Origin of the sequence: Alteromonas sp. KS69 (genome assembly GCF_003989595.1) — a bacterium.
Taxonomy (GTDB): Bacteria; Pseudomonadota; Gammaproteobacteria; order Enterobacterales; family Alteromonadaceae; genus Alteromonas; species Alteromonas naphthalenivorans.
This window is the reverse complement of sequence record NZ_PYHU01000045.1, coordinates 47,242-70,631: the sequence shown is the minus strand read 5'-3', so window position 1 is coordinate 70,631 and position 23,390 is coordinate 47,242. Positions and strand designations below refer to the sequence as shown.

The 23,390-nt window shown below is 45.6% G+C and carries 12 protein-coding genes; 4 read left to right on the top strand and 8 right to left on the bottom strand.

What is annotated here, in order from left to right; translation table 11 throughout:
• Positions 1-259: 259 nt before the first annotated feature.
• Complete coding sequence (locus tag C7Y69_RS19125; protein WP_126873838.1) at positions 260-1,675, bottom strand: FAD-dependent oxidoreductase; 1,416 nt, start codon at positions 1,673-1,675, stop codon at positions 260-262.
• A gap of 14 nt (positions 1,676-1,689) precedes the next feature.
• Positions 1,690-6,156, bottom strand: a complete 4,467-nt coding sequence (gene gltB / locus C7Y69_RS19120; protein WP_126873837.1) for a glutamate synthase large subunit — start codon at positions 6,154-6,156, stop codon at positions 1,690-1,692.
• Between the two features lie 650 nt (positions 6,157-6,806).
• On the opposite strand from gltB, the gene arcB reads away from it, so the two are divergent.
• The 3 genes from arcB to C7Y69_RS19105 all read left to right on the top strand — a co-directional run bounded on the left by arcB (position 6,807) and on the right by C7Y69_RS19105 (position 11,524).
• Entirely contained in the window at positions 6,807-9,164 is a 2,358-nt protein-coding gene (arcB, locus tag C7Y69_RS19115) for an aerobic respiration two-component sensor histidine kinase ArcB (protein WP_126873836.1), read from the top strand.
• 81 nt (positions 9,165-9,245) lie between these two features.
• Positions 9,246-9,824: a PH domain-containing protein gene (locus C7Y69_RS19110; RefSeq protein ID WP_126873835.1), complete on the top strand. Its 579-nt coding sequence runs from the start codon at positions 9,246-9,248 to the stop codon at positions 9,822-9,824.
• Positions 9,824-11,524 carry a PH domain-containing protein gene (locus tag C7Y69_RS19105; RefSeq protein ID WP_126873834.1) on the top strand — a complete coding sequence of 567 codons (1,701 nt, stop codon included), beginning with the start codon at positions 9,824-9,826 and terminating at the stop codon, positions 11,522-11,524. The genes C7Y69_RS19110 and C7Y69_RS19105 overlap by 1 nt, the downstream gene beginning before the upstream one ends.
• 120 nt (positions 11,525-11,644) lie before the next feature.
• Here C7Y69_RS19105 and C7Y69_RS19100 read toward each other — a convergent pair whose 3' ends face one another.
• From C7Y69_RS19100 to C7Y69_RS19075, 6 genes are all read right to left on the bottom strand, one after another.
• Positions 11,645-12,880: a response regulator gene (locus tag C7Y69_RS19100; protein ID WP_126873833.1), complete on the bottom strand. Its 1,236-nt coding sequence runs from the start codon at positions 12,878-12,880 to the stop codon at positions 11,645-11,647.
• Between the two features lie 151 nt (positions 12,881-13,031).
• The gene (gene prpF / locus C7Y69_RS19095; RefSeq protein ID WP_126873832.1) at positions 13,032-14,213 is read right to left on the bottom strand and encodes a 2-methylaconitate cis-trans isomerase PrpF; all 1,182 of its coding nucleotides are present in this window, start codon (positions 14,211-14,213) and stop codon (positions 13,032-13,034) included.
• A 360-nt stretch (positions 14,214-14,573) separates the two neighbouring features.
• Positions 14,574-17,171 carry a Fe/S-dependent 2-methylisocitrate dehydratase AcnD gene (gene acnD, locus C7Y69_RS19090; protein ID WP_126873843.1) on the bottom strand — a complete coding sequence of 866 codons (2,598 nt, stop codon included), beginning with the start codon at positions 17,169-17,171 and terminating at the stop codon, positions 14,574-14,576.
• A 27-nt stretch (positions 17,172-17,198) separates the two neighbouring features.
• Positions 17,199-18,323, bottom strand: a complete 1,125-nt coding sequence (gene prpC / locus C7Y69_RS19085; protein WP_126873831.1) for a 2-methylcitrate synthase — start codon at positions 18,321-18,323, stop codon at positions 17,199-17,201.
• A 448-nt stretch (positions 18,324-18,771) separates the two neighbouring features.
• Positions 18,772-19,647, bottom strand: coding sequence for a methylisocitrate lyase (gene prpB / locus C7Y69_RS19080; protein ID WP_126873830.1), 876 nt, complete (start codon positions 19,645-19,647; stop codon positions 18,772-18,774).
• Positions 19,648-19,670: 23 nt separating this feature from the next.
• Positions 19,671-20,345: a GntR family transcriptional regulator gene (locus C7Y69_RS19075; RefSeq protein ID WP_126873829.1), complete on the bottom strand. Its 675-nt coding sequence runs from the start codon at positions 20,343-20,345 to the stop codon at positions 19,671-19,673.
• A 737-nt stretch (positions 20,346-21,082) separates the two neighbouring features.
• Between C7Y69_RS19075 and C7Y69_RS19070 the strand changes: the two genes are divergently transcribed.
• On the top strand, positions 21,083-23,347 hold the full coding sequence (locus C7Y69_RS19070) for a TonB-dependent receptor (protein ID WP_126873828.1): 2,265 nt from the start codon (positions 21,083-21,085) through the stop codon (positions 23,345-23,347).
• The last annotated feature ends 43 nt before the right edge of the window (positions 23,348-23,390 follow it).

The window sequence follows — 23,390 nt, the reverse complement described above, 5'->3', positions numbered from 1 at the left end:
AAGATCAACACGCCTTAGTAATGGTGGTTAAATTTTACTTTGTGTACGCTAAATTTAACTCAATGTTAAATATACTATACATTGGCGCTTGTAGAAAGCTAGCGGTAGGTTGTTACAAAGTATGTTGTAGGTGAAGGTGCCCTGAGCGGATTTCTTTACAGCTTTAGATATACTGGCCACAAAAAAGCTCGCCTAAGCGAGCTTTTAAATAGATTACATACAACGAGGTACGGTTAACATGCATTTTTACACATGGATATTAAACGCCAATATAATCCATGATACCGTCAGCGGCTTTTCTGCCTTCGTCGATAGCGGTAACCACAAGATCACTACCACGTACCATATCACCGCCCGCAAAGATTTTAGGGTGCGATGTTTGGAAAGCAAACTTACCAGCAGCAGGAGCGCGTACGCGGCCTTTTTCATCTAGCATAATGCCGAACTCAGCAAACCAAGGGGCAGGGCTAGGTTGGAAACCAAACGCGATAATAATCGCATCTGCTTCAACCACGTGCTCAGAACCTTCAATTTCAACTGGGCGACGACGCCCGTTAATATCTGGTGGACCCATTTCGGTTTTTACGAATTTAACACCGCAAGCTTTGCCTTCGCTATCAACAGCAATGTCTAAAGGTTGAATGTTGAACATAAATTCAACCCCTTCTTCTTTTGCGTTAACCACTTCACGGCGAGAGCCAGGCATGCTTTCTTCGTCACGACGATATGCACACACTACGCGGTCGGCTTCTTGACGAATAGACGTACGTACACAGTCCATGGTGGTATCACCACCACCAAGCACGACTACGCGCTTACCTTTCATATCAACAAAGTCGGCTTCGTCTTTTTCAAGACCCATCACGCGGTTTGTGTTTGAGATAAGGAAGGGCAGAGCATCGTGAACACCGTGTACATGTTCATTTTCGAAGCCGCCTTGCATCGATTTATACGTACCCATGCCTAAGAACACAGCGTCGTAGTCATCTAGCAGGGTTTGCATTTCAATGTCTTTACCAATTTCAGTCTTAAGAACAAACTCAACACCCATGTCGGTAAAGATTTCGCGGCGAAGCTTAATTACATCTTTTTCAAGCTTAAACGATGGAATACCGAAGGTTAGCAAGCCGCCAATTTCTTCGTACTTGTCGAATACCACTGGCTTTACGCCGTTACGAACAAGAATATCGGCACAGGCTAATCCAGCAGGGCCTGCACCTACAATAGCGACTTTTTTATCTGTCCATACAACATCAGACATATCTGGGCGCCAGCCCATTTTAAACGCGGTATCGGTAATGTATTTTTCAATACTACCAATGGTTACCGCGCCAAAGTCGTCATTTAGGGTACATGCACCTTCGCAGAGTCTGTCTTGAGGACAAACGCGGCCACAGACTTCCGGCAAGCTGTTCGTCTTGTGAGACAACTCAGCGGCTTCAATAATACGACCTTCATTGGCAAGATCTAACCATTGAGGAATGTAGTTATGTACCGGGCACTTCCATTCGCAATACGGGTTACCGCAGTCCAAGCAGCGATCTGCTTGGCCTTCGGTTTGTGACTGACTTAACGGCTGATAAATTTCAGCGAACTCGTGTTTACGCACCATGATCGGCTTTTTCGGCGGATCGATACGTTCAACATCGACAAACTGGTATACGTTCTTTGCCATAAACTTTTCTCCTCCTACTGAGCCTGAATGCGCAATTCTGCGCTTGAACGACTGATGTGACCTAATAGGTTCTTCACATCACTGGTCTTCGGCTTAATAAGCTTGAAGCGTTTCAGCGTTGCCGCGAAATCGGTTAGCAAGCCTAACGAATGGTCGCTGCCGGTTTCTTCGTAATGCTGATTAATAAGACCACGTAAGTGCTCTACTAAAATCGCTTTACCGTCAACAGGCATAATCTCAATAAGGTCTTGGTTTACACGATTATCTAGGTCGTCGTTGTCGTCCATAAGGTACGCAAAACCACCTGTCATACCGGCACCAAAGTTCACGCCTACCGGGCCAAGTACAGCAACAATACCACCAGTCATGTATTCACAACCGTTGTCACCAATACCTTCAACTACCGCAATAGCACCTGAGTTACGTACACCAAAACGCTCACCGGCACGGCCTGCAGCAAATAATTTACCGCCAGTTGCACCGTATAAGCAGGTATTACCCATAATGGCACTTTCATGCGCATTGTAAGTCATGTTTCTTGGTGGATGAATAACAAGCTTACCGCCAGTCATTCCTTTACCTACGTAATCGTTTGCGTCACCTTCAAGATGCATGTGCAAGCCGCCAGCATTCCATACGCCAAAACTTTGACCGGCAGTACCGGTAAGATTCACCGTAATCGGTGTATCTTCAAAATCATGGTTACCATGGTGCTTAGCAATTTCACCCGATAATAAAGCACCTACTGAACGGTCAGTGTTGCGAACAGGGTATTTCAACGTAATCGATTTGCTATCGATAACGGCCTGTTGTGCATCTTTAAGCATTTGTGCGTTAAGCACACCTTTATCAACGGGTTCATTGGTGGTTTGTGAACAGAATAAACGGGTATGTTCACCTGCTTTCGGTCTTACCAACAATGGCGTTAAATCAAGGCGGTTTTGCTTCGCAGTCACACCGTCAATGACTTTAAGTAGCTCAGTACGGCCAACAAGGTCGTCAAACTTGGTCACGCCCAGGGCAGCCATAATTTCACGTACTTCTTGGGCAATAAACTTAAAGTAGTTCATAACCATGTCTGGCAAACCAATGAAGTGGTCGTCACGAAGCTTTTGATCTTGTGTTGCTACACCGGTCGCGCAGTTGTTCAAGTGACAAATACGTAAGTACTTACACCCTAACGCCACCATGGGACCAGTACCAAAACCGAAGCTTTCAGCACCTAAAATACCCGCTTTCACTACGTCCAAACCTGTTTTAAGGCCGCCGTCAGTTTGAACACGTACTTTATGGCGAAGGCCGTTTTCAATTAACGCTTGCTGTGTTTCAGACAAACCTAATTCGAACGGGCTTCCAGCATATTTAACCGACGTAAGTGGGCTTGCGCCTGTACCGCCGTCGTAGCCTGATACCGTAATAAGATCTGCATAGGCTTTTGCTACACCGGTAGCAATAGTTCCTACACCAGGTTCAGACACTAACTTCACTGAAATCAGTGCAGTTGGGTTCACCTGTTTCAAATCGAAAATAAGCTGAGCTAAATCTTCAATTGAATATATATCGTGGTGCGGTGGAGGCGAAATAAGGGTTACACCAGGCACTGAGAAGCGCAGCTGGGCAATATACTTATTCACTTTGTCGCCAGGTAACTGACCACCTTCACCAGGCTTCGCGCCCTGTGCCACTTTAATTTGAATAACATTCGCATTTACTAAGTAATGCGGTGTTACCCCAAAGCGACCAGAAGCAACCTGCTTAATTTTCGAGTTCTTTTCAGTACCAAAGCGTGATGGATGCTCACCACCTTCACCTGAATTCGACTGCCCGCCTAAACGGTTCATGGCAATCGCTAACGCTTCATGCGCTTCAGGACTTAACGCGCCTATAGACATTGCTGCCGTATCAAAACGCGGGAATAAGTTCTGTGCGTCTTCAACTTCGCTTATATCCACCGGCTCGCTTTGTGGGTCGAGCGCTAGCAGGTCACGAATGTGCGCAGGAGAGCGCTCGTTAACCAGTTTCGCATACTGCTGGTAATCGCTGTATTCGCCACTCATTACTGCTTTTTGCAGTGTGCTGACTACATCTGGGTTATACGCATGGTATTCGCCGCCGTGTACATACTTAAGCAAACCACCGTGATCGACAGGCTTACGCTTCAACCAAGCAACGCGGTTTAGGTTAACCGTATCTTGTTGGAAGTCGTCGAAATCAGCACCTTGAAGGCGCGAGGTAACGCCTCTGAAGCAAAGCTCCATTACCGCATCGTTAATACCGATAGCTTCGAATAATTTCGAACTACGGTAACTTGCCACGGTACTGATACCCATTTTCGACATTATCTTGTACAAGCCTTTGTTGATACCTTTACGGTAGTTCAACGTGGCTTGCATTGGAGAAATGTCTAATTCACCTTTTTCACAAAGCTGTTCAATGGTTTCGTATGCTAGGAACGGATACACCGCGGTAGCACCTAAACCAATTAATACTGCAAAGTGATGGGGGTCACGGGCACTGGCGGTTTCAATGACTACGTTCGCGTCGCATCGTAGTGATTTATCAACTAAACGGCGCTGTACTGCACCAACGGCCATAGCCGCTGGAATAGGTAAGCGGTTTTGTCTGATATTGCGATCGGATAAAATCACGAACGCCGCACGCTTTTGTTTAACTAAGTGTTCTACTTCGTTACAAATACGCTCGATGGCTTTCTTCAAGCCCTCTTGCGGTTGATACTGAAGTTCAACCACTTCTGAATAGTAGTTATCAGGGTTAAATTCACGTAACTGTTTTAAATCGGTATACATCAGTATTGGCGAGTTAAACAATACGCGGTCTGCATACCCTGAGGTTTCGCTGAATACGTTTTGCTCGCGGCCAATACACGTGGCTAGCGACATTACGTGGTTTTCACGTAATGGATCGATAGGCGGGTTAGTTACCTGTGCAAACTGCTGACGGAAGTAATCGTAAACGGTACGCTGGCGTGAAGACATAACCGCCATTGGCGTATCATCACCCATAGAACCAACGGCTTCTTGACCGTCTTTCGCAAGTACTTTAATAACTTGCTGAATTTCTTCGTAGCTATAGCTGAACTGCTTATGGAATACCGAAATGGTGTCGTCATCAAAAACGCGCTTTCCAATCAGTGAAGCATCTAGCTCTTCAATCGGCGTTAAATGACGAATATGCTTATCGAGCCACTCTTTATAAGGGTGACGCGCTTTTAACTCTTCATCAATTTCAGTGGAACGCCAGATTTTACCTGTGTAGGTATCAACCGCTAGCATTTCACCTGGACCTACGCGGCCTTTCTCAATAACGTCAGCTTCTTCGTAATCCCAAATACCGACTTCTGAGGCAAGGGTAATGAAGCCATTTTTGGTGATAACGTAGCGGGCAGGACGAAGACCATTTCGGTCTAGGTTACATGCCACGTGGCGGCCGTTCGTTAATACGATACCGGCAGGGCCATCCCATGGTTCCATGTGCATCGAGTTGAACTCGTAAAATGCACGTAGGTCGTCATCCATGGTTTTGTTATTTTGATAAGCAGGCGGCACTAATAAACGCATGGCACGGAATAAATCCATCCCACCGGCTAAGAATACCTCAAGCATGTTATCTAGTGACGATGAATCAGAACCCTCGGTATTAACAAAAGGGGCTGCTTCTTTCAAATCAGGAATAAGCGGCGTAGCAAATTTAGAGGCTCGAGCCATTGCCCAATCTCGGTTACCTTTAATGGTGTTAATTTCACCATTGTGGGCCAAGAAGCGGAACGGTTGAGCCAATGGCCAACGTGGAAGCGTATTGGTTGAAAAGCGCTGGTGGAATACACAAATAGCACTTTTCAGACGCTCGTCAGCTAAATCTAAATAAAAGGCGGGTAAGTCTTTCGGCATTACCAAGCCTTTATATATAGTTACCAACCCAGATAGGCAGGCAACATAAAAATCTGGATCGCTTTCAAGACGCTTTTCAGCGCGTCGACGCACCATATAAAGGCGGCGTTCAAGATCGCGCTTGCGCCAACCTGCTGGTGCATTCACAAATACTTGTTCTATTTGTGGCACGCCGGTAAGAGCAAGTTCACCCAATACAGAGCGATCGACAGGCACTTCGCGCCAGCCAACTACACTAAGGGTTTCTTTTTCAAGTTCTTCATTCAACACCTCACGCGCAGTTTGCGCAAGGGCCTGGTCCTGGCTTAGAAAGATCATGCCAACGCCGTATTTTTTGCTGAGTTTCCAGCCATTTTCTGCGGCGATAGTATGGAAGAACGCATCCGGTTTCTGCAGTAGTAAACCACAGCCGTCTCCGGTTTTCCCGTCAGCGGCAATACCGCCTCGATGCTGCATACGGTCTAAACCGTGAATAGCAGTTTCTACTAGCGTATGGCTAGCTTCTCCGTGGGTATGGGCGATTAAGCCAAATCCACAGTTATCCCGGGAATCGTTGGGGTTGTATAAACTCATCTCTTAACTCCTTCAACCTTTGACTGGGGCAAGGTGTGCGTTGCGTGTAGATGCGCCTAGGTATTGCGTATCACAACATTGTTCAGACGTCTTTTGTCGAGCTGGCACTATTACCGCTCTATGCGCCTTTTCTTGTCGTTATTTATTATTAGAGGATTCCAGTCGTGTTCCGCATTTTTATGCATTATTGCTTTGCGGGGCGTACAAAATACCTATATTGATATGTAAAATCAAACGCTAAAGTAGGGGGCATAACAAAGATTTAGCATATAGTTTAAAATCTTCACTATTTTCATGATGTTAAACTTATAAATTCATCTTTGTAACAAAATTGTTATAACCCGATATATCGTCTTATTGGTAGGCAATGAAATTATAGCAAGTGCCTTTAAATTGCCCAAAGTGAATAAAAATTCATGTAAGGACGTTTAATATCTAGTCAAGGGCGTGTTTGCTGTATTTTTATGTAGTTGTAAATCCTTTATTACACGATACCAGAATCATACAGCGTTGTACAAAAAATGCACCGTGGTGAGTTGATTCACTTGAACGCGCAGCCACCCTTCATAACCTGCGAACTCAGTGAGCATTTCCGTAATGCATAAACCCTGATAGGATATGTTGAAAATAATCCTAAAAATAAGTCGTTCATGCATTCAGATTCTCCAAATGACTCTTGGGCTATTCGCTTTGCACAATTTGTGCAGCGCTTCGGTACGCTTAAGTTAAGTATTCTGTTCGTTGTATTTTCGCTGGTCTTTACGCTTGGCGGCTCTTACGTAATTCGCGTAAGCATGGGCAGTGCGGTACAACCCGATGACTTTATCAGCGCGGTTATACTCACGATGCTTTCGGCACCTTGGGTGCTGTACTTTTTCAGCGAACTTATAAAGCAGTTAGAAAATTCACGTACCAACCTTAAAGAAGTGGTAAGCCAACTAGAGCGCTTGCGAGAAGAAGATGTTTTTCTTAACCGTGAGCTGCAAACTAATATCCGCCAATTAAATCACGAAATTGAGCAGCGTAAATTAGCGCAAGAAGAACGTGAAGCCTTATTTAAAGACTTAGAGCGTGAAATTCAGGATAAATCTGAACAAGAAGCGCAAGCCCGCCGTTTATCTACCTTGCTGCGCTCGATCATCGATGCCTCGCCAGATCTTATCTACTATCGAAATGAAGAAGGGCGCTTTGCGGGCTGTAACCGTATAGCAGAACTTATGACGGGTAAAACAGAGCAGGAACTGCTTGGCTTGACCCCTACAGATGTTTATGAAGAAGACTTGGCGCGACAAATCGTCGCCAGTGATCACGAAGTGCTTGAAACTAACGCCAGTATTACCGAAGAGCTATGGCTACGCTTTGCCGATGGCCGCCGTCGCTACTTCGAAATGAAGCGAGTTCCTTTCTTCGATAAAGAGGGTAACCGTTTAGGCTTGCTATCATTTGGTCGAGACATGACTGAACGTAAACAAGCAGAAAATGCAGCAGCGAAAGCCAGTACCGACAAAACGCGCTTTATCGCCACTATTAGTCACGAACTACGTACTCCACTAAACGGTATCGTAGGTTTGAGTAGAATGCTGCGCGATACAGAATTAAGCGAAGAGCAATTTAGCTGGGTAAGTACTATTTATGCCAGTGCTATCACGCTTGGCAATATCTTTAACGATATTATCGACCTTGATAAGTTAGATAGAGACAAAGTTGAACTGAGCTTGAAGACAGTATCGCTTCGCGACTTCACCGAAGAGCTAAGCAGTATTATTCGACTATTAGCGGGTGATAAACAGCTAGAGCTTAAGACCACGATTAAAGAGCCTCTTCCGAGGTTAGTTGAAGTCGATGGCACGCGCTTGCGCCAAATTTTGTGGAATATCCTGTTTAACGCAGTGAAGTTTACCCAAAAAGGCCATGTGAGCTTATCGATTGAATCTACCAAACCTGAAAATGACCTCGCGTTCGTCACCTTTGTGATTGAAGATACTGGGGTAGGCATACCTGAAGAAGAGATAGAAAAAATCTTCGCCATGTACTATCAAGTTGATCACCCTGATCATCAGTCGGCGACAGGGACCGGTATTGGTTTGGCTATTTGTAAGCAAATGGTCGATTTAATGAAGGGCAATATCAAGGTTACCAGTGTGGTAGGTAAAGGCACGCGTTTTGAAATAGAGCTACCGGTAGAAATATCGAAAAAGCCTATGCAAGTGGCGCAGCTTCAGGTTACTGACTTGAACATTCTACTGGTAGAAGATATTGAACTTAACGTGATGGTTGCCAAAGCCTTGCTTGAAAAAATGGGGCAAAAGGTGGATGTGGCCATGACAGGGCAAGAAGCGATTGATAAAGCCCGCGCGAACCAATACGACTTAATATTGTTAGATATTCAATTGCCAGATATGACGGGCTTCGACGTGGCCAGTACGTTGCATGAAGAAGACTTAGTAATGCAAACACCCATTGTGGCACTTACTGCGAACGTGATTAAAAAGCGGGAAGAATATTTGCAAAATGGCATGGACGATATTATTGCCAAGCCTATTAAGAAATCTCGCGTGATTGAGGTGTTCAACGAATTATTCCATGCGCCACCTGCGCCGTTAGAAGTTGAAGGTCAGGTAGAACGCCCACCAGAGCCAAGCAAAATATTAAGTAACATTTTAGATATGGACTTGCTCCAGATGTTAGTGGATACAATAGGCGATGATATGGTGCGAGCAAGTGTGAAAGTGTTCCAGGAGAAAATGCCTGAATACATGGAAATTTTGCAGTTGAGCCTAAGCGCTGATGAGAAATCTGAAGTTTGCTCGCAAGCGCATAAAATTAAAGGTGCAGCAGGCTCTGTAGGGCTTGCTCGTGTTCAGCGTATTGCAAATCAAATTCAACAAGGCGACCACCCTACGTGGTGGCAAAACGTTCACGATTGGGTTGAAGAGTTGCAAATGGCGGTACAGCACGATATGAAAGCCTTACAAGAGTGGCTCAATCAGCAGCGGGTAGACGATTAAATCGTTTATTAAAAAACGGGGCTGATTAAGCCCCGTTTTTATTTGGAAGTTGATTTCGCGAGTTTACAAGGGGTAGACGCAATGACAATGAGTACTGATAACGAGACGTTTAGCAACGCTCAGCTAAACGCTATAACAGCTAATGAAAACACGTCTGCATTAACCAAGCCTCAACTTCACCAACTAAACTTAGAAGCTATTTCTCCGCGTTACCGCGTGATTAATATCTCACTGGCTTTTGGCATAGCGTTTGTATTGATTATGGTGGCTAGTGCTCTACGGTATCAGTCATTTTTTGCGCTACCAGAGCCCTTAGTCGCCGCCTTTCCTTATATTGTTGTGGGCATTTGTGCGCTGGGATGTTTATGGACGACCTATCATTTTTTTGCCGATCCACTCATTAAATATGCCTTACGGGAACAAGACTTAAGCTTGCAGTCAGGCTTAGTATTTAGGTCGTTATCTTGCCAGCCTATATTGCGTGTTCAACACGTTGAATTAAAGCGTGGGCCTATTGCTCGTTTAGCAGGGCTCGCTTCTTTGCAGGTGTTTTCGGCTGGTGGCGCAACCCACACGTTTGAAATTCCAGGTATAGAGGTGGAGGTGGCCGAGCGATTAAGGCAGTTCATACTTGATCATAAAGATGTGAGTGCAAAATAATGGCTTCCCCCGAAGTAGAAACGGCGAAGCCTTCCGAAAGCCGCGCACAAGGGAAAGCGGTTAAGGTTGATACGGGCGAAGGCTGGCGTAGGCTTTCACCTATCGCCATTGCTTATTTTACGCTTCGCAGCATTAAAAATATGGCACAAGGCGCCATTTACGCCGTACCAGCCATTGCGGTAACGGCCAATATTACCGATAACATTCAATCGCCCAATACCCTTTTAGGCATTGCTGCGCTCTTCATTATTTTCTTTTCAAGCGGTGTCGTCAGTTTCTTCATGTACCGATTTAGAGTAAACAACCAGCATGTTGAAATTCACAGTGGTGTGTTTTCTCGAAGTTACACCAACTTGCCATTTTGGCGTATTCAGAATGTAAAAATTGAATTACCTTTCTACTATCGACCGTTCGGCTTTGCACTCGTAATACTTGATACTGCTGGAAGTGCAGGAGAAGAGGCTAAAATAGTCGCCGTTCCCTTGGCCTATGCTCATGCTTTAAGAAAGCAAGTGCTTGCCGAGCATCAAGACTCTCGCCCCCTAGACCCTCAACATCGCGACAATTGGCATCACGAGCCTGGGCATCAAGAGACTGGGCGTCACGCAAGCTCTTATGTAAATGATAGCAATGCAGTTGCTAATACTGCGGTTAACAGTGAGCAAAGCAAGCGCTATTTAGAAACCAACGAGGATGGCGAAACCATACTGAATAGGCGCTCTATAACCGATATCGTGATCCACGGAATTACCAACAACCGAGTATGGATTTTATTAGGTGCTGCAGCCCCCTTTTACGACAATGCGTTTGGCTACTTATCAGAATGGCTGGCTGAAAAGGGCTTGCAGCTAAATCAGCTTGTTGGCGAGCAGACCATAGCGTGGTGGCAGTTTGGCTTGTACGCGTTTGTGATGCTAATGATGGCTATGGCCTTGGTCGCAGTGATTAGTATTGGCGGTGCTCTGTTTACCTTTTACGATTATACATTGTCGCGCCACAACGACAGATATATCCGCAGAAGTGGTTTATTGAATAAACAGGAAGTGAGTATGCGGGCATCCCGCATTCAAGTAATTTCTGCGAAGCAAGATTGGTTAGACAGAATTCTTAAGCGCGTGAACCTGTACTTCGAGCAAAACGCATCAATTGGGCACTCGACCAATGAGCTTATGTCGCCAAACCGACTTATTGTACCTTCTGTGACTGAAGACGAAGCGGATGAGTTAAGCCAAGAAGTCATGCCGCAGAGTAAAATTCGCCGTAGCGACTACCAGTCTATAAGTAAGCGTTACATTTTACACTGGGTGATAGCAGGGCTTTCTATTCCTTTTGTGGTGGGTGCTGGATTTGGTATCTATATAGAACATTTAGATATTACTGCAGGGGTAACTTTTGTTAGCGCAATACTGCTAAGTGTTATTGTGCTTAGATGGTGGCGTTGGGGTGTGGTTAGCGACGGTAAATACATTTATGTAAGGCGAGGGCGCATAGGTGTGGATTACCTATGCTTCGAACCCTACAAAGTTCAGCAGGTAGTGGTAAAGCAAAGTGTGTTCATGAAAAGGCGAAAGCTTGCTACCGTGCAGTTTGTATTAGCATCTGGGGCTATTTCAGTGCCGTTTTTACCTGAAGGTTATGCGAATGAGTTAGCTAATAACGTGCTATTTGAAGTGGAATCGAAACGAAAGTCTTGGATGTAATAATTTTTCGATAACAAGCGTGGCACCTCCAGAATATGACCACAGCTTGTTTTATTTTTGTGATTACGTTAAGGCAATCGAAGCGACTAATTTGGGCAGGTATGATGCAATTGTTTAGCGTTAGCTGTCACTGGCAATTATTCTATCTTTTCCAGTACGCTTAGCTTGATAAAGCCGTTTGTCAGCAATGTCAATTTGCGTTTCAAGGTTAGTGTGTTTTTCTGCGCAAATACCAATGCTGCACGTTATATTTAGTTCGTGCTGCGTGAAACGTGAGCTTCGTACAAGGTTAATAAAGTGCGAAACGTTCCCAAGATGCTCCTTTAAAGCTCGGGTCGATATCACCGTAAACTCTTCACCGCCGTAGCGAACCACCAAGTCTTCACTAAAATGTTCTTTTAACAAAGTGGCAAACTCCTGAAGCAACATATCACCTGCCTTATGACCTTGATTGTCATTCACCGATTTAAAGTTATCGATATCAATCATACATACGGTTACCGCAGAGGTAGACGTGTCCTGGGCTAATATTTCTTCTCCTTGTTCTATAAGGTAGCGGCGATTGTAAACTTGAGTCAGGGGATCGATATTGGCTGATTGCCTGATGGTCTGAATCATTTCCTGAGCTTCTAAATTTTGCATCACTCGGCAGAAGAACTCTTCATGATAGAAAGGTTTAGAAAGGAAATCGTTAGCGCCACTTTTAATGAACTTAGAGGAAAGTACGCCATCATTGGTACCTGAAAGCCCAATAAAGATTAAATCTTGCATTCGACGTTCGTGTCTAATTGCTTTGATGAGTTCGTATCCATCCATATTAGGCATGCGGTGATCGGAAATTACCATACGGATATCTTGATGCTCAGAAAGCACATTGAGTGCCTCTAGGCCATCACTTGCCTCATAAATTTGGAATTGGAATTTTTTAAGCAGACTGCAAATATAGTTTCGACTAGTAACAGAGTCTTCAACAACGAGTACCTTAGTGGTGAGGTTTTTTCTCAAGCGGTCGATGAGCTTGATGACCTGATTGTAGGAATAGCGAGATTCTTTGGTTATATAATCAAGTACACCTAAATCGAGAAGTTGTGCACGGGTAAACTCATCAAAATTGCCTGTTAACACCAAAGTGGGCATTGAATACGATAAACTGAGGTCTACGCTCTCCCCGTTGGGAGCATCAGGTAAATTTAAATCTACAATAGCGGCAAGAAAGTCGTGTCCTTTTTTAAGTTCTTGCGTTGCTTCAGCGAAATCCTTACAAAGGATTGGCGTTAAGTACGGGTTGTCTTCTAATAGTTTACTTAAAATTTTACGAACGGTTAGGCTGTCTTCTACCACCAATACTTTATTCATGACAACGTGGACTCTAAGTAATCAGACGAAAAGAATAACGAATAAACATAAAAAAAGCGCCCCTAAGAGCGCAATATTATACGGAAGTCTACCTTGGCGATAAGGGAAGAAAAGCTGATATTTCTCAATGGGTTAAATTTTATACTGTTGATTAGCTTTGTTCGGTGGGAACGCGAACCCAGCCTTCCATCAATATACGGGCGCTTCTACTCATGACGGCTTGTTCAATATTCCATTTGTCGTTTTCAAAGCTTGCTTTTGCGCCTACACGCAAGGTGCCTGATGGGTGACCGAACACAACAGCTTCACGTTCACTGCCACCAGCAGCAAGGTTCACTAATGTACCCGGAATAGCCGCCGCTGCAGCTATGGCCACAGCGGCTGTGCCCATCATCGCGTGATGCAGCTTACCCATAGACATAGCGCGAACCAGTACATCAATATCATTTCCCAAAATGTCTTTACCACTAGAGGCCTTATAGCCTGCAGGTGGCGCTACCATAGCGACTTTAGGCGTGTGCTGGCGAGAGGCCGCTTCGCCAATATCACTAATTAGCCCCATTTTCACAGCGCCATAAGCACGAATAGCTTCAAATTTGGCAAGGGCGGCATCATCGTTATTAATGTCATCTTGGAGTTCTGTACCCGTGTAGCCAATATCTTCAGCGTTAACGAAAATAGTTGGAATGCCTGCGTTAATCATAGTGGCACGAAATGAACCTACATCAGGTACTTCAAGGGTATCGACTAAACGACCAGTAGGAAATATAGCGCCTTCGCCATCGGCAGGGTCGACAAACGCAACCTCAACTTCTGCGGCAGGAAACGTCACCCCGTCTAATTCAAAATCACCGGTTTCTTGCACTTCACCATTAGTAATAGGCACCTTGGCAATAATGGCTTTATTGATGTTAGCTTGCCATATATTGACAACCGCAATGCCGTTATCTGGAATTTTACTGGCATCGACCAACCCATTATTTATCGCAAATGCGCCGACTGCGGCCGTTAAGTTACCGCAGTTACCGCTCCAATCCACAAAAGGCTTGTCGATAGAAACTTGACCAAATAAGTAGTCAACATCGTAATCATCGCGCTCACTCTTACTAATAAGCACGGTTTTGCTAGTGCTCGACGTAGCGCCACCCATGCCATCGGTTTGTTTACCGTAAGGGTCTGGGCTGCCAATCACACGCAATAAAAGTGCATCTCGCGCCGGTCCAGGCTGCTGCGCCGCTTCGGGTAAATCAGATACGTTAAAGAACACACCTTTACTGGTACCACCGCGCATGTAGGTAGCTGGTACACGAATTTGAGGGGCATACTTCGTCATGTTTATTCCTTTTTTAAATTCCGAACAACCTCCAGCGTCTAACACCTAGTTAAACATTGTTGGAGGATGTTAGGGGAACGTAATTTGGGCTCAGGGCCCTCAATACGCATGGATGCAAGTTGGGAGCTTACAACAGCAAGGCAACCAGTCACTCAGCGAAAGCAGCGCTTAAAAATCACTTTCCACAGTTGTATTACAAGTTTTGGCTTAACGTCGTTACACACTAAGGTATTGAGCTACTTCGCTTCATAAACCTTCCGCAGCAAGGATGCTGTGGCAGAGCCCCCATGGATGGGTTCACGGCGTGTTTATGAAGTGAAGTGGCTCAGTGCCAAACGTCAATGCGCTAAGATGAAGGCGCTAGCTTTCAACCTCTTCAGCTTCTAAGAAGTCTTTGGCAAAGCGTTGAAGCACACCGCCTGCGCTGTAAATCGACACCTCTTCTGCGGTATCTAAGCGACAGGTTACGGGCACATCTAGGGTTTCACCGTTGGCTCGATTAACCACTAAGGTTAGCGTAGCACCCGGTGCAGGTTCACCTTTAACGTCGTAGGTTTCAGTGCCATCAAGTTCAAGGGTTTTGCGTGTTGTACCCGGTTTAAACTCAAGGGGTAATACACCCATGCCAAGTAAGTTGGTACGGTGAATACGCTCGAAGCCCTCTGCGACAATGACTTCTACCCCAGCTAAACGAACACCTTTGGCAGCCCAGTCTCGTGAAGAGCCCTGACCATAGTCGGCACCTGCTACAATAATCAGTGGCTGTCTGCGCTGCATGTAGGCTTCAATGGCTTCCCACATGCGCACCACTTTGCCTTCTGGCTCAATGCGAGCAAGCGAGCCTTGTTTCACTTCGCCGTTTTCAAGCACCATTTCGTTGAACACTTTCGGGTTCGCCAAAGTAGCGCGAAGCGCCGTTAAATGGTCGCCCCTATGGGTGGCATAAGAGTTAAAGTCTTCTTCCGGTAACCCCATTTTCGCCAAATACTCACCCGCTGCACTGGTAGCCATAATCGCGTTCGATGGCGATAAATGATCGGTGGTAATGTTATCGCCCAATATAGCCAGCGGTCGCATGCCTGTCATTGTACGCTCAGCATCCATTGCACCTTCCCAATAAGGCGGGCGGCGAATATAGGTACTCATTTCACGCCAATCATACAGCGGGCTAATGTCGCTGCCAGTATTCACTTTTAAGTCGAACATGGGCTCGTACACTTTACGAAAATGCTCTGGTTTCACGCTTTTAGCGACAATGGCATCAATCTCTTCGTCGCTTGGCCAAATATCTTTAAGCGTGACGGGGTTACCGTCGTTATCTATGCCTAATACGTCTTTTTCAATATCGAAACGAACCGTACCGGCAATGGCGTAGGCCACCACTAATGGCGGTGATGCCAAAAAGGCTTGTTTCGCATACGGGTGAATACGGCCATCGAAATTACGATTACCAGAAAGCACTGCCGTGGCGTATAAGTCACGGTCTATAATTTCTTGCTGAATTTTCGGGTCTAGCGCGCCGCTCATTCCGTTACAGGTGGTGCAGGCAAAAGCCACTATACCAAAGCCCAACTGTTCCAGTTCGCCCATCAAATCGGCTTCTTCTAAATACAGTTTTACCGCTTTAGAACCTGGCGCTAACGAACTTTTCACCCAAGGTTTGCGGGTTAAGCCACGCTGGTTTGCATTGCGGGCAATTAAGCCTGCTGCAATTACATTGCGCGGGTTAGACGTATTAGTACAACTAGTAATGGCAGCGATAATTACCGCACCATCAGGCATTTTGCCTTCTTCTTGTTCCCATGCGCTAGCAACGCCGCGCTGAGCCAAATCGCTGGTGGCTAAACGAGCATGTGGATTAGATGGGCCAGCCATGTTGCGGCCAACAGAGGATAAATCAAAAGTGAGAACACGCTCGTATTCGGCACTCGCTAATGAATCTGCCCATAAACCGGTGTGCTTCGCGTATTGTTCAACTAAGGCAATTTGCTTTTCTTCACGGCCAGTTAAGCGCAAATAATCGATGGTTTGCTGGTCGATGTAGAACATCGCCGCGGTAGCGCCGTATTCGGGCGTCATGTTTGAAATAGTAGCGCGATCGCCAAGGGTGAGGTGCGTAGTACCTTCGCCATAAAATTCCAAATAAGAAGACACCACACGCGCTTTACGCAAAAACTCAGTAAGTGCCAATACAATATCGGTAGCAGTAATATTGGGCTGTGGCTTACCCGTAAGCTCAACACCTACAATATCAGGTAGGCGCATGTAAGAGGCGCGCCCCAGCATAACGCTTTCTGCTTCAAGGCCGCCTACACCAATAGCAATAACGCCTAGTGCATCAACATGAGGGGTATGGCTGTCGGTGCCAACCAAGGTATCAGGAAAGGCAACGCCGTCGCGAGACTGAATAACTGGCGACATACGCTCTAAGTTGATTTGGTGCATAATGCCATTACCCGGCGGTATCACATCCACGTTTTTAAACGCTAACTTAGTCCAGTCGATAAAATGGAATCGGTCGTCGTTACGTCTATCTTCAATAGCGCGGTTTTTTTCAAACGCGTCGGGTTCAAAACCCGCATGTTCAACGGCTAATGAGTGATCGACAATTAACTGGGTAGGCACAACTGGGTTTACTTTCGCTGGATCGCCGCCTTTCGCCGCAATGGCATCCCGTAAGCCAGCCAAGTCAACCAACGCGGTTTGCCCCAGGATGTCGTGGCATACCACGCGGGCTGGAAACCACGGAAAATCCAAATCGTTCTTGCGATAAATAAACTGCTTAAGTGAATCGGTTAACGCGTCAGGGTTACAACGGCGCACTAAGTTTTCGGCAAACACTCGTGAAGTGTAGGGAAGTTTATCGTAGGCGCCAGGTTCAATGGCTTCCACTGCCTCGCGGGTATCAAAGAAATCGATACCTGCGCCAGGCAAAGGTTTACGGTATTCGTAATTCATATTACTCATGATTTTAAGCCTTAGTCGTTAACTACGTGCAGACATAGGAGGTACGTCACGAATATCTTCACCAGTATATTCAGCTGATGGGCGAATAATACGGTTGTCAGCGCGTTGTTCCATCACGTGTGCTGCCCACCCCGTTAGGCGAGACATCACGAAGATAGGGGTAAACAACTTGGTGGGAATTCCCATAAAGTTATAAGCGGAAGCGTGGAAAAAATCAGCGTTACAGAATAGCTTTTTCTCGCGCCACATCACTTCTTCACAGCGCACAGATACGGGGTAAAGCACCTCGTCACCTACATCGGCAGCGAGCTTTTCAGACCAACCTTTAATGATTTCGTTACGTGGGTCTGATTCAGAATAAATGGCATGCCCAAAGCCCATGATTTTGTCTTTACGGGCAAGCATGGCCATCATTTTTTCTTCAGCGTCTTCGGCTGATGTAAAGCCTTCTATCATTTCCATGGCTGCTTCGTTCGCACCGCCATGCAATGGACCGCGAAGCGAGCCAATAGCGCCGGTCACACATGAGTGCATATCTGACAAGGTTGAAGCACATACGCGAGCGGTAAAGGTAGATGCATTGAATTCGTGCTCTGCATACAAAATAAGTGAAACGTGCATGACTTGTTCATGCAACTCGCGAGGTTTTTCGCCGTGCAGCATATGCAAGAAATGACCACCAATTGAATCGTCATCGGTTTCTACATCAATACGAACACCATCGTGAGTAAAGCGATACCAATAGCAAATAATGCTTGGGAAACAAGCTAACATGCGATCGGTTGCGTGCTGCTGTTCGCTGAAGTCGTTCTCCATTTCAAGGTTACCCAACATAGAACAACCTGTACGAAGTACGTCCATAGGATGTGCGTCTTTTGGAATACGCTCTAATACATCTTTAAGGGCCTGAGGTAATCCGCGCATACTACGAAGTAAGGCTTTGTATTCATCTAACTCGGACTGGGTAGGCAATTTACCTTTTAAAATAAGATAAGCCACTTCTTCAAACTGGCAACTGGCTGCTAAATCTTTTACATCGTAACCACGGTATGTCAGGCCAGAGCCTGATACGCCTACAGTAGACAGTGCTGTTTTTCCTGCAACTTGGCCGCGTAATCCCGCGCCACTTAATTGTTTAGCCATCTTGTTGTCTCCGGTCTTGTGTATGTAAGGTACAAAAGTTTGTTTAGTATAATTAATTGCCGCAATTTGCTTGAGGCCGCTTTGCTGCAGAGGTACAGAGTGCGGCGCTGCCACGCCGTAAACCCATCCATGGGGGCTCCGCTTCGGCATCCATGCCTCAGAGGGGCAGCGCTCACACTCTCTACCTCTACATCAGCGTCCTCAGTGAAGCCGCTTTGCTGCAGAGGTACAAAGTGCGGCGCTGCCACGCCGTAAACCCATCCATGGGGGCTCCGCTTCGGCATCCATGCCTCAGAGGGGCAGCGCTCGCACTCTCTACCTCTACATCACCGACCTCAGCAGGACCGCGCATATTTACTGCAAAGGCAACCGGCGTGGCAGCGCCGTATCCCTGCCTCCTCAGCCAAAGCGACCTCGCAGGTAAAACGGCCTCGATTCACCTCAGCCGTTAGCCTTTGCCTTTGGCGAACAGTTCGTCGAGTTTTTGCTCGTAGTCGTGATAGCCAAGGTAATCGTATAACTCCATGCGGGTTTGCATGGTGTCGACAACGGCTTTTTGATCGCCATTATCAAGTATTGATTGGTAAACGTTCTCGGCAGCTTTGTTCATGGCGCGGAATGCACTTAGTGGGTAAAGCACCATCGCAGCGCCCCATTCGCCAAGTTGTTCTTTGTTCCAAAGTTCGGTTTGTCCGAATTCGGTAATGTTGGCAAGAATAGGGACGTCTAACGCTTCTGAAAATGCGCGGTAGTGTTCTTCAGTTTTTACTGCTTCTGCAAATATGCCATCGGCACCGGCCGCAACATAAGCCTTAGCGCGTTGAATGGCTTTTTCTAACCCTTCTTGAGCGAAAGAATCGGTTCGCGCCATAATGAAAAAGTCTGGGTCGGTTCTGGCATCTACCGCGGCTTTAATGCGATCGACCATTTCTTCTGTGCTCACAATTTCTTTGTTAGGGCGATGACCGCAGCGCTTTTGCGCAACTTGATCTTCCATGTGTACAGCCGCTGCGCCCGCTTTTTCCATATCGCGAATGGTTTTTGCAATATTAAATGCGCCGCCCCAGCCTGTGTCTATGTCTACCAATAAGGGTAAGTCACAGGCTGACGTGATGCGTTGTACATCCACAATAACGTCGTTTAGTGATGTCATGCCCAAATCGGGGAGCCCGTATGAAGCATTCGCAACGCCACCGCCTGAGAGGTATATCGCTTTGTGACCGATAGATTTTGCCATCATGGCGGTATAGGCATTAATGGTGCCTAATATTTGCAGTGGCTTATTGTCGGCCAGTGCTTGTCTGAATTTCTTTCCTGCACTCATAAGTAACACTCTCTGGTTTTAAATTAGGTTGGTGTGGCGCTAAGTTTGTTTTCAATATTGTTCTTTGAATAAAGAATATGGCGGCGCATTAGCATCTCGGCTAGCTCTTCATCGCGATTCGCAATCGCGTTCACAATGTGTCTGTGTTCGTCAAAGGCTGTAGTAACCCTTGGGCCAGCCATGCCTAGTTGAACGCGATACATGCGTACAAGATGATAGAGCCCGTCTATTAACACGCTAATGAGGTGGCTGTTTTTACTGCCAGTCACGATGCGGTAGTGGAAGTCCACGTCGCCGGCTTCTTGGTAATACAACTGGGCGTCTTTCACTTTATTGAAGTGAGAATCTAATAAGCCTTGCAGTGAGGCGACTTCTTCGTCGCTCATGTGTCTTGCAGCAAGGCGTGCGGCCATGCCTTCTAAGGCTTCTCTTACTTGGTAAAGCTGAATTAGCCCTTCAGGGGTTAGCGATACTACTTTGGCCCCAATATTCGCTTTCCGCTCAACTAGGTGGCAGGCGGCAAGTCGATTAATACCTTCGCGAATAACCGCACGGCTGACTTCGTATTTTGTCGACAAATCAGTTTCACTGAGTTTAGAGCCTGCAGGAATAACGCCTTCTACAATGTCTTTACGCAATTGAAAGAAGGTTCTATCTGCATTAGTTACAGGCTTTTCTAGGGTTATCTGTACCGACAAGCTATGCACCACAAAATAAATGTTATGTCGACAATATAGGGGGTTTAGGCTGCTTGGTCAAACTTTCTTAGTAGTTATTGTCGACAAAGTGGCGTTGGTTTTTATAAATTGAAAGGTTGAGCAAAATCTAAAAAGGTAACAATTTGCTGCTAATGCAAGAGGTTAATCTTAAAGGCTAGCGACAAGAGGCAAAGTATAAAGAAGGCGAATTGGGGTAGTGGGGCGGCTACAACCTGCGGTGCTTTTTGTCTGAAGGTTGTAAAGGTGTGGGAAAATATTGTCTAAATGGTCTAGTGAATAGTTAAAGGGAATCGGTTTTATGCTTAATAAGTAACCTATGCTAACGTAATGATTATAAATAATAATATGTCAATTGGAATGAGGGGGTTAGCACTGTTTTCGGCCTAACCAATTAGTCTAATTTTAAAGTCTCATTTTAATAAAAGTGCAATATTTCGCTATGCAAGTTAAAAGGAAGTCAGTATGATATTTCTCCAGTCTTCAAGCCAATACTCCAGTCGTGGGTAGATGGGGGCTGGTAGGGTAGAGAAAGTGACACTAAAACCAGTAGGGATACACGCCACTTTCATCAGGATATCCATAAATCAGCTAAATGTTACTCGTCGTAACGCCCTCTATTTTGTGAGTCTATTGGTTTTAAAGTTCCATAGAGAACTTGAAGCAGCCTAAAAACAATAAATTTTTTGACACTAAACACTCTCGCAAAGGGGTTACACATGATCACCAATACTGACGTGTCTAAGACACTAGTTAGTAGGCTTTCGCCTGTCGCTTTGGCAGTAGCGTTAACTGTACCTGCTATTTCTCATTCTGCATTTGCTCAAGAGGCTGAAGCCACTGAAGAACAAATGTATGAAGCGATTACCGTTACAGCAACCAAGCGTCCTCAAGTTATCTATGAAGTACCAATTGCAATTAGTGCATTTGACGGTGATATGTTAGCTGAACAAGGCATTACTGACTTAACGGATGTTGGTAAGTTTGTTCCAAACTTAAACGTAACGGGCTTTTCAGCGGGTCACACTTCTTCTGTAAACCCTTTTATTCGTGGTATTGGTCTTCAAGACCATCTTATCACTACTGATCCTGGTGTAAGCGTCTATGTTGATGGCGTTTATTTAGGCCGCCAAGTGGGTCAAAACTGGAGCTTGAATAACATCGAGCGTATCGAGGTACTTCGTGGTCCTCAAGGTACGCTATACGGTCGTAACTCTATTGGTGGTGCCATTAACATCATTACCAAAGAGCCAGATCAAGGCGATGTGACTAAAGTAAATGCAGAGTTCGGTACTCGCGGTCGTGTTAAGACTGACTTGTTCGTGAACCATGCATTATCTGACACCCTAGCATTCAACATGAACCTTGCTTACAACACCCGTGATGGTTTGGGCGAGTTCATTAACGTACCTAATGCAGAATATGATGTGGGCGAAACAGAAGATATTTCTGGTCGTATCTCGGTAAAATATGAGCCGTCTGATGATTTCCGTATGGTACTAACCGCTGATGCCAATAATGGTGACGGTGGTTTACGCCCTTACACAGTGCTTATTGATGAAATGCCAGATGGGCGTTTTTATGCTGGTACAAACAGCCTAGGTCTTGAGCTTAGAAATAGCGATGTAACCCCAGAAGGTTATGATATTTACGATAACGCTACAGGCACACCAGAAGTCACTGGCGTATCTAATGAAGCCCGTGGTGTGTCACTGACTACCGAATGGGATATTAGTGACGATTACACCGCTAAAGTCGTTGCTAGCCGCCGTACATCTAAGTACAAAGCGGGTCTGGATGATGATGGTACTATCTACTCGTTAGACCAATACCCAGAGCGTGGTGAAGCAGACCAAACGTCAATTGAAGTTCAATTGAATGGTTACATCAATGAGTACACTGACTTTGTTGCTGGCCTTTATTACTTCAATGAAGAAGGTAGCAACCGTCAAGGTAGTGATTCAAGTTTTGATGGCGGTGGCAACACCCTTCAACTTGACCAAGAAACCACAAGTAAAGCGGTATACCTAAACCTTCGTCATGACTTAACTGACGAGCTTAGTGTATCTGGTGGTATTCGTTACACTGAAGATGAAAAAGACGCGTCTGCAAATGTATTCGATGCGCTTGGCACCATTTATGACTCAAATGAGTGGGACGAAGTAACGTGGGAATTGGCGACCAACTATACCTTTGAAAATGGCATGACAGGTTATGCCACCATTCAAAACGGTTATCAGTCAGGTCAATATCCTGCTCGTCCATACTGCCTAATTGGCGAGTTCTTTGGCGCGGGTGGCTTCGATGATTTAGACGGCGCAGTAGCAGCAGTTAATGCAAGCAACTGTTTTGAAGCCTCTGACAACATTACAGCGGTGAACTACGAAGTGGGCCTTAAAGGTCGTGTAAATGAATACTTTGACGTGAGCATTGCAGTATTTAACACTGAGTTTGAAGACTTACCGTACCAAGTAAGCCAAGTTAGTGAAGGTGGTTTTGATACGGCTAACTTAGTGGTTGAGCAAACGTCACGTGGTATCGAGCTAGATACGACCTTGAACGTAGGCAACTTCAGTATGCTAACCAGCATTGGTTACATGGATGTTGAAGTTGATGAGCAAGACGGATTTAACCCTGTTGCGCCATTAACGCCTGATTTAACTTTCGCAATTGGCCCGTCATACACCTTCGACCTTGAAGGCGGTGATAAAATTCGCGCACGTATCGACTATTCATACCGCGCAGAAATGTACGGCGAGCCTAGTTCAGAGCCTACTCGTATGACGAACATTGATAGCCGTGAATTGGTTAATTTCGATGTTGCCTATACGCCAGCAGATGAAGGTTATACGGTTGCTTTATATGGCCGTAATATCTTTGATGAGCGTTATGACAACGCTCGCTTAAATACTGGGGATTATATTATCCAAGTATTAAGTAATGACGCGAGTGAGTTTGGCGTACGTTTCTCAACTGAGTTTTAATTAACGAATTGAGTAAGTTAAAAAGACAAACGCTACATCTGAA